Here is a 16067-nt window from a genome sequence, read left to right as displayed (position 1 = left end):
CACTGATTTTTATGAGATAGAGAAGCATGGGTATCAAAGCTGACGATGTTGCGGTGATCGGTATGGCGGGCCGGTTTCCGGGGGCGAACAGTGTTTCCGGGTTCTGGAGCAATCTGTGCGCTGGGCAACAGAGTATTCGTCAACTCTCTGACGAGGAGCTGCGGCTCGCGGGGGTAGGCGACGAGGACATCGCGGATGCGTCGTACGTGAAGGCGGCCGCGCCGCTAGATGATGTCGACAAGTTCGATCCCGGCTTCTTCAAGATATCGCCGCGTGATGCGGAACTGATGGATCCACAGTTGCGGCTGCTGTTGCAGTGTGCGTGGGAAGCCCTGGAAGATGCGGGCTACGCCACACATAGTGCGCAAAATGTGGGCGTTTTTACGGGCGGTGGCGGGGTGACGACGGGTTATCTGTCGCACTTCATGAATCGCAATCCTGATTTTGACCACTTCACCGTCAGCCCTACCCACCTCGGCAACGACAAGGATTTTCTTTCCACCTATATTTCCTACAAGCTGAACCTGACCGGGCCCAGCATGACGGTGCAAACCGCATGCTCGACTTCGCTAGTGGCTTTGCACCAGGCGCGTTCGAGCTTGCTGTCTGGCGAATGCGACATGGCGCTGGCCGGTGGCGTCACCATACGCGTGCCTCATGCTCAGGGGTATTACTACAAGCCTGGGCACATTTTCTCGAAATCCGGCCGACTCAGCGCTTTTGACGCCGAGGCGGATGGCGTCGTGTTCGGTAGCGGTCTTGGCCTGGTGCTCGTCAAGCGGCTGGCCGACGCCGTGCGCGACGGCGATCATATTTATGCAGTGCTCAAGGGCTCGGCCATCGTCAACGATGGCAAGGGCAAGATGAGCTACGCGGCCAGCAGTGCCCGCGGGCAGATAGCTTGCGTCCGAGCCGCCCTCAAGACCGCCGGTATCGCCGCAGACGCCGTCGGGTTTGTGGAGTCGCACGGCACGGGTACCGCAATGGGCGATCCGGAAGAGGTCAAAGCGTTGTCGGCCGCCTTCAGGGAAGACACCGACAAGAAGTCCTACTGCGCGTTGGGCGCGGTTAAATCCAATATTGGTCACTTGGAAGCGGCCGCCGGCATTACCGGCTTTATCAAGGCGGTGCTGGCAGTCGAGACCGGGGTGATTCCGCCTACGGTGAACTATTCGACACCGAACCCGCGTATCCACTTCGAGAACACGCCGTTCTACATGAATCGCGAAGCCCAGACCTGGGGAGAGCGGCGTAAGCCGCGCGTGGCCTTGGTCAATAGCCTGGGCGTGGGCGGCACTAATGCCTTCGTGGTGCTGGCGTCCTATCGCCCGGCTCGGGTGGTGGCTCGCAAGGCCGCTAAGGGACCTTTTGTGGTTCCGCTCTCGGCGAGAGACGATAGTAGTTTGCGCGCTTATGCGCAGCGTTTGGCGGTATTCGTGTCGGCGTGGGATGACAGCCGCACCAGCGTCGATCTGCAGGACCTGGCGTATACCCTGCAAGTAGGCCGTGTGGCGATGCCTCGCCGCGTTGCCTTCGTGGTGGCCTCCATCGACGAACTGAATGGCGCGCTGGAGGCGTTCATCAACGGCACAGCGGTGGCTATGCCGGAGCATCCCGCCGGCCAGTTGGCGGCGCAATGGAGCGCGGGAGAGCAGGTGGATTGGTCTTCTATGCATGGGGGAACAAAGCCCAGGCGGATCAGCCTGCCCACCTATGTATTCGCTCGCGAGCGCTATTGGGCGGAGCTGGGGGCTGTGGCCACGCTGTCGACGACGCGGCCGCTGTCGCTTGAAAATACCTCGGACCTTCGGGAGCAGCGCTACAGCACGACCTTGACTGGAGACGAGTTTTTCCTCAAGGATCATTGTGTCTCGTTGCTACAGGGAGCCGACAGGGCGGTGGTGAAAGTCCTGCCCGGCGTCGCCTACCTGGAAGTGGCGCGTGCCGCCCTGCAGTTGGCGGCACCGGAGGACTATCAGGCCGGCATCGAACTACGCGACGTGGTGTGGCCGCAGCCGCTGAGCGTGGTTCAAGCCACGCCGCTGCATATTGCACTTGCTGAGCATGAGGTGGGCGAGGGTGCCCCGGCTGTTATCGACTTTGAGATTTATACCCAGGATGATACGGTGCACGGTCAGGGTCGTTGCCGTATCGGTGACGGCGCGCCAGTCGAGTCTATCGACATCGCGGCGCTGACCGCCTCCATGCGGGACGGTATCTGGACTGCCGACGCCATTTATGATGCATTCTCGCGCATGGGGCTGCACTATGGCCCCGGTCACCGTTCGCTGGCTTGCATTATGCGTGGCGAAGGGCAAGTGTTGGCGCGACTGGACCTGCCATCGGCCCTCGCCGGCAGTCTGGCCGATTACGGCCTGCATCCGGCCTTGATGGATGGTGCGTTCCAGGCGGCAACCACGTTGTTGTTCGATCTGGACGAACTGCCGTTGGCGCCGATCGTTCCGTTTGCGCTGCAAAGCTTGCGCACGCTCGCGCCATGCCAGGCGCAAATGCAGGTGTGGGCAAGGTTTGCGCCAGGTGGTCAGGTTGAGGGCGCGCATAGCCTGGATATCGATCTGTGCGATGTTGACGGCAATGTGTGCGTACAAATGCGTGGCTTCGTGCCACGGTCAACGGGGCACGATCGGCCCGGCGTCTTGTTCGCGACCCAGGTCTGGAACGATCGTCCGATAGCCCTGCAGGACCGAGCTCCCGGCGAGCCGCACGTGATGCTATGTGGGCTGCCCGGCATTCGCGCGCAAAGCCTGGCGACCGACGGCGTGACGCTGCAAGACGCCGAGACGCCGAGCAATAGCGCGGATCAGTATCGATTGTTGGCGCAGGCCTGCTTCGCGCGGGCTGCAGCGCTGATTCGCCAGCGGCCGCGGGCCTTGTGCGTGATCCAGCTGGTGTTGCCCAATACCGAAGAATACTTGGTGCATGCGGGTTTGGCCGGATTGTTCAAGAGCATTCATCTCGAGCATCCGCAGGTGACGGGGCAGGTGGTGTTTGTCGACCCCGCCATCGGCGAGGAAGCGCTGGCCGCGCTGTTGCTGCGTGAGCGCAGTCATGCGCACGATACCGTGGTCAGGTATGCGCAAGGTATGCGAACTGTCCAGGGGTGGCACATGCTCGACCCCACGTTGGGCACATCGGTGGCGCCGGCAGGGCTTTTCAAAGAGCACGGTATTTACCTACTGACTGGCGGGTTGGGCGGCCTGGGTGTGTTGTTCGCCAGGGAAATCCTGGCCCATGTGCCCAGCGCGCGGCTCGTTCTGACGGGCAGATCTGCGCCAGACGAAGTGGCCGCATCGCCGGAGAAGTCGGCATTGTTGGCTGGGTTGCAGGCGGCGGGTGCCGTCGAGTATCGCCAGCTGGATCTGGCCTCGCCCGAGCAGATCGATAGCCAATTCACGGCGATCCGAGAAGAATACCGGCAGATCAACGGCATCATCCATAGCGCGGGCATGACTGCCGATAGCTTTGTCTTGAAGAAATCCGACGAGGAGTTTGGCCGCGTGCTGGCGCCAAAAGTCCACGGTACACATTATCTGGACCAGGCAACGCAAGCGCTCGAACTGGATTTCTTTGTTCTGTTCTCATCGCTGAGCGCGGCGGTAGGCAATCTGGGCCAAGCCGATTATGCCGCGGCCAATGGCTTTCTGGATACGTTCGCGGCACAGCGCAACCGATTGGTCGCGCAAGGGCTGCGTCACGGTTTGACTCAGGCTATTCGCTGGCCCCTGTGGCGCGATGGCGGCATGCAGGTCGATGCAGCCGGGCGTGATGGCCTGTACGAAACCACCGGTATCCGGGCGATGGCGACGGCCACTGGCATGCAGATGTTTTACCGCAGCCTGGCGTCCGGTCTGGATCAGACGTTGGTCATGTCCGGCAATGTGACGATGATGCGGCAGACGTTGGGATGGTTTGGAACGGTAGCGAATGTCGTGGCGGGGGAAGGCACGTCCACTGTTGCCGCGCCCATGGAGGCGAGCCAGTCGCAGAGGGACGCCGTCGAAGATTTCTTGTGCGAGCAATTGGCATCCGTGCTGAAACTGCCGATCGACAAAGTGGATCCCGCGGCGCCGCTAGAGGACTATGGCGTCGACTCCATTCCGGCGCTGGATTTGACGCGCCAGTTGGAAAAAACCTTTGGTATTTTGCCCAAAACCCTGTTCTTCGAGTATCTGACAATACGCGATCTGGCGTCCTATTTTGTCAGGGAACATGGACAGGCGGTGGCGACGCTATCGCAAAAAGTCGATGGGCTTCGAGCTGACGTAGCCTTGCCGGCAGCGGGCACCGTCCAGATACAGGATGCTTCGGTGGTGCGCAGGGGCAATGCCAGCCTGCGACGCGGCCGCCGTGCGGCGGTTTCGGCCGTTCGTACCGAGACACGAGATAGCGCGCGGGTGGGCGAGCCCATCGCCATCGTGGGCTTGTCGGGACGGTATCCGGAATCCCGCGATCTGCAGGCGTTTTGGCGCAATTTGCGCGATGGTAAAGATTGCATCACCGAGGTACCCGCAACGCGTTGGGATTGGAGGGAATACTACAGCGCTGATCGCACGGCAGCGGGTAGTCACTACAGCAAGTGGGGCGGATTCATTGAGGGCGTGGACGAATTCGACGCGCGTTTTTTTAATATCTCGCCGGTCGAAGCGGAAATCCTGGATCCGCAGGAGCGCTTGTTCCTGCAATACGCCTGGATGGCGATAGAGGATGCCGGCTACACCCGGGCCGCGTTGCAGGGCGTGAACTGCAACAACACGCCGGGGGCGGTGGGCGTTTACGCCGGTGTCATGTACGGCGAATACCAGTTGCTGGGCGCCGAGGCCAGCCTGCAGGGACGGCGCACGGGTTTTGCCAGCAACCCCGCTAGCATCGCGAATCGGGTGTCCTACTTTTTGAACTTGCATGGGCCCAGCATGGTGGTCGACACCATGTGCTCGTCGTCGCTGACGGCGATCCACCTGGCTTGCCAGGATCTGCGGTTGGGCAACACCGCCCTGGGCATTGCTGGCGGCGTCAACGTAACGATACATCCCAACAAATACCTGATGCTCAGCGCTGGCCAGTTTTTGTCCGGTACCGGGCAGTGCCAGAGCTTTGGCGACGGGGGCGATGGATATATTCCCGGCGAAGGCGTGGGCGTTGTTCTGCTCAAGCGGCTGGCGGATGCCGAGCGTGACGGGAACCTGATCTATGGCGTCATCCGCGGCACCGCGCTGAGCCATGGTGGCAAAACCAATGGCTACACCGTGCCCAATCCGCAAGCCCAGGCTTTGGCGATCCGTCATGCGCTGGCCGACGCTGACGTGGATGCGCGGCATGTCAGTTATCTTGAAGCCCACGGCACCGGAACCAAGCTGGGTGATCCGATAGAAATCGCCGCACTCACCAAGGTGTTTCGTGAAAGCACGGCGGACCGCAGTTTCTGTCTGATTGGCTCGGCCAAGTCGAATATCGGACACGCCGAGGCGGCAGCGGGGATTGCCGGGCTGACCAAGGTGTTATTGCAGATGAAGCACGGAAAGATCGTGCCGTCGCTGCATTCCCGTCGCCTGAACCCGCACATCGATTTCGAGCAAACGCCTTTTACGGTGAACCAGACCCTGCGTCCTTGGGAACGACCGGTAGTTGACGGGCGAGAACTGCCGCGTATCGCAGGGATTTCGTCGTTTGGCGCGGGCGGCTCCAATGCGCATTTGGTCGTCCAGGAATATGTGGCCGCCGCCGATGCCGATGCCGATGCCGGTGTGGTCGGTCAGCATTTATTCCCGCTCTCGGCGCGCAGCGACGAACAACTGCGCCTGAAGGCACGCGATCTCATCGTCTTCCTGAATGACGCGCAGGCGGACGGCCCAGCCGACTTGGCGGCGATTGCCTACACATTGCAGGTCGGACGTGAAGCAATGGATGCGCGCTTGGTGGTGGTTGCCGATTCGGTATACATTCTGGTGGAAAAACTGCAGGCCTTTGTCGACGGCACATCTGTGGATGGCGTGGTGCAGGGCCAAGCGGTTCGTAAAAAAGATGCCTTGTCGCTGGTGACGCAGAATCTCGAGCTGCCGGCGATGCTGGACCGATGGATTGCCGGCGGGCAGTCTGTGCCGTTGGCCGAGCTGTGGGTGAAGGGTATCGAACTCGATTGGCAGCGTCTTCATGTCAGCCGGCCACGGTTTGTCAGCCTGCCAACCTATCCTTTTTTGCGCCAGCGTCATTGGATAGAGGTGGCGCGCACGCCTCTGGCCACCGATGCCGGGGCTCGCCTGCACCCGCTGGTGCATCACAACCAATCCGATCTCGAACAGCAATGCTACACCTCGCGCTTCGACGGCAACGAATTCTTTCTGGTGGGAGCGCCCGGCGAGCGGCGGCTGGGTGAGGCCGCTTGTCTGGAAATGGCGAGGGTCGCAGGCGAATTGGCCATGCCGGGGCGTGCCAAAGCGCACACCGTCGTGTTGCGCGACCTGGCGTGGGGGCAACCGGGCAAAGCCTTGGGCAGCGCGCCGTTGACGCTGGCTTTGTTCGATCACAAGGGCGACCAGGCGAGTGTCGAGTTGACCTGCGGTGCTGGTGACGCGCTAACGGTGCTGTGCCAAGGGCATATCCAGTTTCAGGCGCCGGCCGAGCCGGTGCGGCATGATCTGGCGGTGATTCGCTCGCGTGCTGGCGAGACCGTAGTGGAATTGGCGTTGCCAATCGCGCTGCAGGCGGGACACGAAGCCTATGTGTTGCATCCCGCCATATTGCAGCAGGCGTTGGAGGCCGCGGTAGGTGGGGATATTGATTTGCGGGTTTATGGGATGCGTTCGGTGCGCATTCTGCAGGCGACCGTCACGGCGAAATGCGCTTGGGTGCGGCGATCCATAGGCATGCCGGGGACGGTTGATATTGATATTTGTACGGCCCAGGGCGTGGTTTGTGTCGAACTGCGGGGTGTGCGGATGCGCGCGTCGACGGTGGGGAATGCGTTGCTGGCCCGGGAAGCTGCTGCGCCTGCGTCCACGGGGGCCCGAGGTTCGGCGCCCGATGTGACGGATGGGCCGATACCGGCGCAAGAGGCCAGTCAGCCGCTGGGAAAGGAGGTGCCCATCAGCCTGCGGCGTGTTATTGCCCTGGATGCGGCGATGAGTGTGGATGCGTCATCGTCTAGTGCGTTACTCAAGCCCCATCGCATCGCCCTGCAAGAGCCGGCGGCGGCGATTGCGCCATCGGCAGCAAGTGCGCACAAGCCAAGACTGAGTCTGGCAGCCACCCCGTTTGGTCTGGCCGAGCAGGTTGGCGGTGGCGTTGCGCTGGTCCGCCGGGGCAATGGGGTCTACACCATCAGCGTCGACACGCAGGACGGCGCAAACAGTATGTCGACCGAACTGATCGCAGATTTAGTGCAAGCGCTGCGCGCGGTCCAGGTCGAGGCGGACGTAAAGGTCGTGTTGCTTGAGGGTGGCGACGCCGTCTTCATGCAAGGTGCGGCACAAGCGCATCAACAGGCGCTGCAAGCCCGGTTATATGTTGCGCTAGCCGAGTTCCCCTATCCGTTGGTCGCCGTTGCACGCGGTGATGCGTTGGGCGCGGGATTCTTGATTGCCGCCTTGTGCGACGTCATGATTTGCGGCGAAACCGCTCAGTACGGCTTTGCTTTGCAAGGCCTGTATCCCTCGCAGGCAGTCGACTTTTTCACTCAGCGTTTTGGCCGGACACATGCTGAAGATTTTCTGTACCTGACGGAAATCGCCAGTGGTGCCGAGTTGCGTGCCAAGGGCTGGACTTGCGCCATTGTGCCCAATGCCGAGGTCGTCGCCCACGCCGAGAAGCTGGCGGTAGGTTTGGCGAGCAAATCAGCGTTGGCATTGCGCCTGCTCAAGCAGGAGCTCGGCCGTGGCCTGCTGGCGGCAGCACAATCCTTGCCCGACGTGGTCACGATGTCGGTCGGTGAACGGGGAGTCGAGGTTTTGCCCGAGGCGCCGGCGACGCTGGCGTTGGCGCAGCATCGCGACGGTGTGCTGCATGTGACGATACGTGCGCGGCAGCCGGACGCCGACGAATCCAGTCTGTTGGAAGGCTTGGTCGGCGTGTTCAGGCAAGTGATGGCATCCACCGCGTGGCGTGTTGTGATTCTCTCCAGCGAGTTGCCGGGCTTCTTGCCGGAATATCCCGCAAGCCGGCGCGCCGACGTCGCGCTGCAGTGGGTGCGTCTTTTTCAGAAATTTGATCGGCCTGTTATCGTCGGCTCGAATGACGGCCTCAATGGGGTGGCCACGCTGGCAGCGCTGTATGGCGCGGTTTGCGTTCAGGCCGGCCGTGTGGATCTGTGGGCACTGCAGGAGCCGGTGTTGGCGGCCTATGCCGCTGCGGCGTTGACGCAGCGGTTCGGCGACGATAGGGCGCAACGCATGCTGTTTACCGCCGATGCATCCATGCTGGATGAGGTGGCGGGTCACGCGGGAACCTGGCGCGTCGTTGACAGCCTGCACGTCGACGCCGACGTCGATCGTATCGCTGGCAAGGTGGCGGCGTTACCGCTGATCGAGCTGCAAGAATGGCGACGGCAGACGGCACAAATGCAGGATGATGCGTTGGCCGCGTTCAAGGAACTGCCTTGGGCCGGGGAGCGTGAGCCGGTCACATCGGATGCCGTTGGCGTAGCGGTAGCGCTCGAATCCAGTGTCGTGTCGGCGGTGGCGTACGCCGACGGGGTCCTGGAAGTACACATGGCCGACCGCGAGGCACGCAACATGTTTTCGCCGGCATTTACGGCAGGCATGCGTGCCGCCTTTGCCGAGGCGGAGCGAGGCCACTACAAGGTCGTGGTCCTGACGGGATACGACAACTACTTTGCCATGGGAGGCACGCCGGACACCTTGCGTGCGATACACGAAGGGTTGGAGAAATTTACCGACAATACGGTGTTCCAGTGGCCGCTGAGCTGCCCGGTTCCCGTGGTTGCCGCCATGCAGGGGCATGCTCTGGGCGCAGGCTGGGCGCTGGGCATGTTTGCCGACTTCGCGTTGTTCAGTGACGAGAGCCGTTATGGTAGTCCCTACATGGGCTACGGATTCACGCCGGGCGCTGGCGCGACCCTGGTCTTTCCGGCCAGGGTAGGCCACGACCTTGCGCGCTTGACCTTGCTGGGCGCCGAGTCGTATGCCGGCGGCGAGTTGTTGATGCGCGGCCTGTCCTATCCCGTGTTGGCGCGCCAGGATGTGTTGCCGTCGGCACTGGCGTTGGCACGGCGTATTGCCCGCAATCCGCGTGATCGCCTGATTGCGCTCAAGGCGCGTGGCGCCAGGCCGTTGCGCGATGCGCTGGACGGAACCTTCGAGCGCGAACTGGCCATGCACGAAGAGACCTTCGTCGGCCAGGCGGACACGATTGCGCGTATCGAGCACAGTTTGCCATCGGCAACGCCGTCCATGGCGCCAGCGGCGGCTCCGGTTGGAACAGCTGCCGTTGCGTCGAATGCCGACGCCATTGTCTACGGACTGCGCGAAATGTTGGCACATGAGCTTCGCATGCAGGAAAGCGATATCGATGTCGATGATCCGTTTGTAGACCTGGGGCTGGATTCGATTACCGGCGTGACCTGGATACGTGGCATCAACGATAAATACGGCACGGATATCGAGGCGATAAAGGTCTATAGCTACCCGACCTTGAACCAATTGGGCTTGTACGTGTTGGACCAAATGGGCGTGGTGGGTACGGACGGCGATGTCGTGCCCGACGTATTCCCGCGATCTACGCTGGATAGCGAGGCCGTCGAGGCGCCGAGTCTGGCAGGCGATGCCGATGCGGATGAACGAGTGCTTGTTTCATGGCGTACTCGGGCGTCGGGCAAAACCAGCCATTCCGATGCGGGCCCGATAGCGGTGGTCGGCATGGCCGGGCTGTTCGCGCAGTCAGGGAACCTGCGGGAATTCTGGCACAACATCGTTGAGGGTCGCGACTGCATATCGGAAGTGCCCAAGCATCGTTGGGATATCGATTTGTATTACCAGGAAGGCGCGACGGTGGCCGGCAAGACCTATAGCCGCTGGATGGGCACGCTGGCCGACTATGACCAGTTCGATGCCGCCTTCTTTAATATTTCGCCGCGCGAAGCGCGCAGCATGGACCCGCAGCAGCGTTTGTTCTTGCAGGAGTGCTGGCATGGCCTGGAGCATGCGGGCTACAACCCGCGCAGGCTCGCAGGCAGTCGCTGCGGGGTCTTCGTCGGTTGTTCCACCGGCGATTATCACCAGTTATCACGGCGCGAACAGCTCAGCGGGCAAGGGTTTACCGGCGCCGCGCCGTCCATTTTGGCCGCGCGTATCTCGTACCTGCTGGACTTGCATGGGCCCAGCCTGGCCATCGATACGGCCTGCTCGTCCTCGCTGGTGGCGATCGCCACCGCTTGCGACAGCCTGGCCTCGGGCGGCAGCGATATGGCATTGGCCGGTGGCGTCAATGTGATGGCCGGCCCCGCCATGCAAATCATGACCGCGCAGGTGGGCATGCTGTCGCCACAAGGGCGCTGCTATTCGTTCGATGCGCGCGCCGACGGTATTGTCAACGGCGAAGGCGTGGGCGTGGTCGTACTCAAGCGCCTGGCGGATGCGGAACGCGACGGCGATTGCATTTACGGCGTGGTCGAAGGTTGGGGCGTCAATCAGGACGGCAAGACCAATGGCATCACGGCGCCCAATGCCGATTCGCAAACCCGCTTGCAGCAGGATGTTTATGAACGGTTCGGCATTGATCCCGCGGATATCGGGCTGATAGAGGCCCACGGCACTGGCACGCCGTTGGGCGATCCGATAGAGGTCGCCGGCCTGAAGGCCTCGTTCGGCAAGTACACACGCAATACTGGATACTGCGCGCTCGGTTCGGTCAAGAGCAATATCGGCCACTGCCTGACCGCTGCGGGTGTATCGGGCTTCCTCAAGGCTGTACTGGCGCTCCAGCATGGCAAGCTGCCGCCCACTTTGCATTTCAGCAAACTCAATCAACACATTACGCTGGATGGTTCGCCGTTCTATATCAGCGACACCTTGCGTGATTGGCAGCGGGTGGGCTCGGCGCCGCGGCGGGCGGCGATAAACGCCTTGGGCTTTAGCGGCACGAATGCCCACGTTGTCGTGGCCGAGCATATCACTTCTGAAACACAGGCTGTATCGGCAGGGCCCGTGATCGTACCGCTGTCCGGCGCTTCCGAAGCGCAACTCGTGCGAACGGCGCGCGAACTGTTGGCGTTCGTGCGCGCGCCGGGCATGGAGCCGGGACATCTGGCGCGCATTGCCTATACCTTGCAGGTGGGACGCGAAGCGATGTCCGAAAGGGCGGCGCTGGTGGTGTCCAACCTGAGTGAGTTCGAACGCGTTCTGCAAGCCATCGTGTCGGGTTCCACCGTGGTGGCCGAGAAGTCGGCTGCCCACCTTTATCGAGGGCATGCGGGTGATGACGATGGTGTGATGCGTACGCTGTCCACGGACAGCGATTTCCAGGGCATGGTCACAAAATGGCTGGAACAGCGCGAACTGGCGCGCCTGGCAGAAATGTGGGTCAAGGGCCTGGCATTCGATTGGGGCGGCCTGTATGCCGGCCGCCGTCCGCGTCGTATCGGCCTACCGGGCTATCCGTTTGCCATGCAGCGATTCTGGATCGAAGCCGATGCGCCGTCTGCCGTGGCGTCTACGCCGAGCCAGGTCCCATGTAGTCCTGCGCGTCCCGCCGCCGCACGCAGTGGTGTTCAGGAGCCGCCTATGCACGCGACCACGCAGGCTGCCCCCGCTATTAGCGGTCCATCCCTGGTGCAGTTGCAGCAGGCGTTGCGTGCCAGCCTGGCAGAGGCGCTGTTCATGCAGCCGAGCGATATTGGACTGCAGAAGCCCTTTGCCGAGCTGGGTCTGGATTCGATTATTGGTGTCGAATGGGTCAAAGTGTTGAACAAGCAATACGGAACTGATATTGCTGCAGCGCGGATCTACGACTATCCCAATGTGGCCGAGATGGCCGTGCATTTGCAGGGTGAACTGGGCTCAATGACGCCGACTGTGGCTGCGGCGCAGGTGATCCCGCTAGCGCAACTTCAGCAGGAACTGCGCGTCAGTCTGGCTGAGGCCTTGTTCATGAAGATGGGCGACATTCGTGTCTCTCGGCCGTTCACCGAACTGGGGCTGGATTCGATCATTGGCGTTGAATGGGTGAAAGCACTGAACAAGCGATACGGCACGGACGTTGCCGCCGCGCGCATCTACGACTATCCGAATATTGAGGAGTTGGCGGTACATCTGCGTGATCAGATCGCCAGTGTCGCCCCGGTCGCTTGCGCACCACCGCATGCCGTGGCCGGAAACACGATTGAATGGGCACCCAAGCAGGGTGGCCGATTCGGCTCGCTGTATTTCACCGACAGTGGCGTCGAAGGCGTGTTTGAGGCGGACGGCGAGGTGTCGCTGCACTATCTGATCAGTCCAGAATCCAACGTTAGCCTGCGCGAGCACGTGGTGTTCGGCGAACATCTGTTGCCGACCGACGCCTATATCGAGCTGGTGTATTCGGCTTATCGCCGGTATTTCTCGGTTCAGGAGATACGGCTGAACAATATCGTCATTGTGAATCCCTTGGTCGGCGAGAAGGGCAGCCATACGCCGATCCGCCTGACGTTCCGCCGCAACGGCGATCAACTGCAGTTCTTCGTGCGTTCGGGCAGGCCTCAAGCGACGATGGCCGAGATACTGAACATGCAGGGGATGATAGAAATTGCCGTTGGCCAGCCGGCCCGCCTGCAGACAAATGACGGAATGTTCGACACCAGCCTGACGGCTACCGAGATCGCTACCAATACCGGCCAGTACTATGCACCACTGCAATCCCTGCGTTTTGGTGCTTCGTCCGCACAGGGCGAGATTCAGGTGGCGGACCATGGGTTCGGCTTCATGGCCAATCCTTTCGTTATCTATGGAGCACTGGGCACGGTCATTAATTACGGCGTGCATCTGGCCGCGCAGCGCTACGGTGCCAGCGACGACCAGTTTCTGCCGTACCGGATTGGCAAGCTGTCCGTGATGGGTTCGCTCGATGGTGCGTTGTACCGCAGCCACGCCGTACTTCGTAGTGGGGATCCCGATGCCTTTGAGTTCGATGTCGAGGTCGTCGATCAGCTCGGCAATCCAGTATTGACGTTAGCATCCGTCGTCCTGCGACGCGTGCCGCGCGCGAAACTGGCACCGCCACGGGGCGCTATCGCGGCGTCGCAACCGCCTGTGGCCCGTCCGGAATTTCCCGAGGCAGTGGCGGCCAATGGCGCGGCGCGATTCACTGAAAAGGTGGCCATCATCGGCATGTCCTGCCGGTACCCCATGAGCGAGAACGTCGATGCTCTGTGGGAGAATCTCAAGGCTGGCAAGGATTGCGTGGTCGAGGTGCCTACCGACCGCTGGGGCGCGGTCGACGGTTGGTTCTATCCAGAGCCGAATCACGAGCACACCACTTATTCCAAGTGGTCGGGTCTGGTCGATGGTATCGAGTATTTCGACGCCTTGTTCTTTGGTATTGCGCCGGCCGAAGCCGAGTTGATCGATCCCCTGCAACGGATCTTTCTCCAAGAGTGCTGGAAGACGATAGAAAGCGCGGGTCATGCCCCTAGCTCGCTGGCCAACCAGGCCTGCGGCGTCTATGTGGGTTGTGGCAGCGGCGATTATGTGCGCCTGCTTCATGCCGCAGGCCGGGATACGGCAGGGGCGGCCTTCATGGGTACCTCTACCGCCATTCTTGCTGCACGCATTTCGTATCACCTGAATCTGAAGGGTCCGGCTATCGCCATTGATACGGCATGCTCGTCATCCCTGGTTGCGGTGCACCTGGCGTGCGAAAGCATACGCAATGGCGAGAACACCATGGCCCTGGCGGGCGGTGTCAATCTGCTGACAACACCCATAGGCCATGTGCTGACTTCGCAGGTAGGCATGCTTTCGCGCGATGGCCGATGCGCACCGTTCGACGCATCGGCTGGCGGTATCGTGTTCTCCGAGGGCTGCGGCGTGGTTCTGCTGAAAGCCCTGTCTGCCGCGCAACGCGACAACGACGATATCCTGGGTGTCATAGAGGGATCGGGTATTAACCAGGACGGCAAGACCAATGGCATCACCGCGCCCAGTACCCGGGCGCAAACGGCCTTGCTGCGCCAGGTCTATGAGCGATTCGATATTGATCCGTCGCGCATCGGCTATGTGGAAGCCCATGGCACCGGCACGCCGCTGGGCGATCCCATTGAAGCCGACGCCCTGAAAGAGGTATTCGGCCGGGCAGGAGGTGAGCAGACCTGCGCGCTGGGATCGATCAAGAGCAACATAGGCCATAGCGGCTTTGCCGCGGGGATCGGCGGCATCATCAAGACGCTGTTGTGCCTACGCCATCGCAAACTGGTGCCGCTGGTGCATTTCAGCAAGGTTAATCCTCACATCGAACTGAGTGGTTCGCCGTTCTACGTCAATACCGAGTACCAGGACTGGTCCAACGCGGGGCCTCGCATGGCCTGCGTCAGTTCGTTCGGTTTCTCCGGCACCAACGCCCATGTGGTTATCAGCGAGCATGCTTCGTCCCTGAGCGATCAGCCGACGGTGCAAGAGGTCGCCGCAGGTGTGTTCGTGCCCTTGTCGGCGAAAACCGAAGAGCAGTTGCGGCAACAGGCACTGGAGTTGGCCGGTTTTCTGCGGCGCCGCCAGGAACAAGTGGATTTGCGTCGCATGGCTTATACGCTGCAGGTAGGGCGCGACGCCATGGATCATCGCCTGGCGGTGGTCGCCGACTCGATCGAAGCGCTGGCGTCCAAGTTGCATGCGTGGCTGGATGGAAAATCGGGCGCTGGTGTCTTCCACGGTTGTGCGGCGCAGGCCAATGATGCGCTGGCATCGCTAGCCAGTGACGAGGATATGCGGGCCCTCATTGATCACTGGGTGGCGCGCAAGAACCTGCTCAAGGTGGGCGAATTGTGGGTACGTGGTGTCGAACTTGATCTGGATCCACTGCATGCGGGCAGCAACCTGCGCCGCATGGCTTTGCCGACCTATCCTTTCGCTCGCGAACGTTGCTGGGTTACGCCACGTGCCGATGCGATGCCGCGTGCGGCAAAACAGGCGCAACTGCATCCGATGCTGCATCGAAATACCTCTGACCTAGCCAACCAGCGTTACGCCAGCGAGTTCATCGGCAATGAGTTCTTCGTGGGCGATCATCGCGTGCAGAACCGTCCAATGCTGCCAGCGGTGGCCTATCTGGAGATGGTGCGCGCGGCGCTGGAAGATGCCTTGCCCGACGCCGATAAGCCCGCGCAGGTGGCGTTGCGGCATGTCGTCTGGCTGCAGCCCATGGTGATGGACGCGCCGCGCCAACTGAGCGTGGAAGTCTTCGAAGAGGGCGACGGCGAACTGGGCTTCGAAGTCTATAGCCGGGACGTTGATGGCAGCGAAGTGCTGCATTGCCAGGGGCGTGGCATCGTGGATCGTTCGCAGTTGGCGCTCACTCTGAATCTGACCGACCTGCGCGATCAGATGCACCGAGGCATCCTGGATGGCGAGTCGCTTTATTCGCGTTTCGCCAATATGGGGCTGCAGTATGGGCCCGCATTTCGTGGTGTCCAGACCGTGCACCTGGGTGATGCGCAGTCGTTAGTCGAACTGCGCTTGCCCACCGCCGCACGTACCGGCGACGAATGTGTGCTGCCGCCCAGCCTGATGGACGGCGCGCTGCAGGGTTCCATTCCCTTGATCGCCGATGTGGGTGGGGACAATCCGACGCTGCCATTCGCGCTGGAATCGCTGCGGGTGTTTTCGCCATGTCCCGAGACCATGTTCGCCTGGGTCCGTCATTCGGCCGAGGCGGGCGCTGGTGCAGGCCTGGTCAAGGTTGACATCGATCTCTGCGCGGCGGATGGACGGGTTTGCGTGCAAATGCAGGGGTTCTCGTCGCGTCCGCTGGACATCAATGATGATTTCGACGAGTCGCATTACGCATCACTGATTGCAAGAATTGCGAGCGACGACATTTCGGTCGACGACGCTATCAAGCTAGGTTGAAGG

The 16067-nt window shown here is 61.5% G+C and carries 1 protein-coding gene; it reads left to right on the top strand.

Annotation, left to right across the window (positions count from 1 at the left end):
- Positions 1-26 precede the first annotated feature (26 nt).
- A complete protein-coding gene (locus ACNAZS_RS18840) occupies positions 27-16064 on the top strand; it encodes an SDR family NAD(P)-dependent oxidoreductase (protein WP_415792031.1) in 16038 nt (5345 codons plus the stop codon).
- Positions 16065-16067 lie beyond the last annotated feature (3 nt).

Source organism: Bordetella tumulicola, assembly GCF_965138755.1.
Classification (GTDB): Bacteria; Pseudomonadota; Gammaproteobacteria; order Burkholderiales; family Burkholderiaceae_B; genus Bordetella_A; species Bordetella_A tumulicola.
This window is presented reverse-complemented; position numbering and strand designations above follow the sequence as displayed.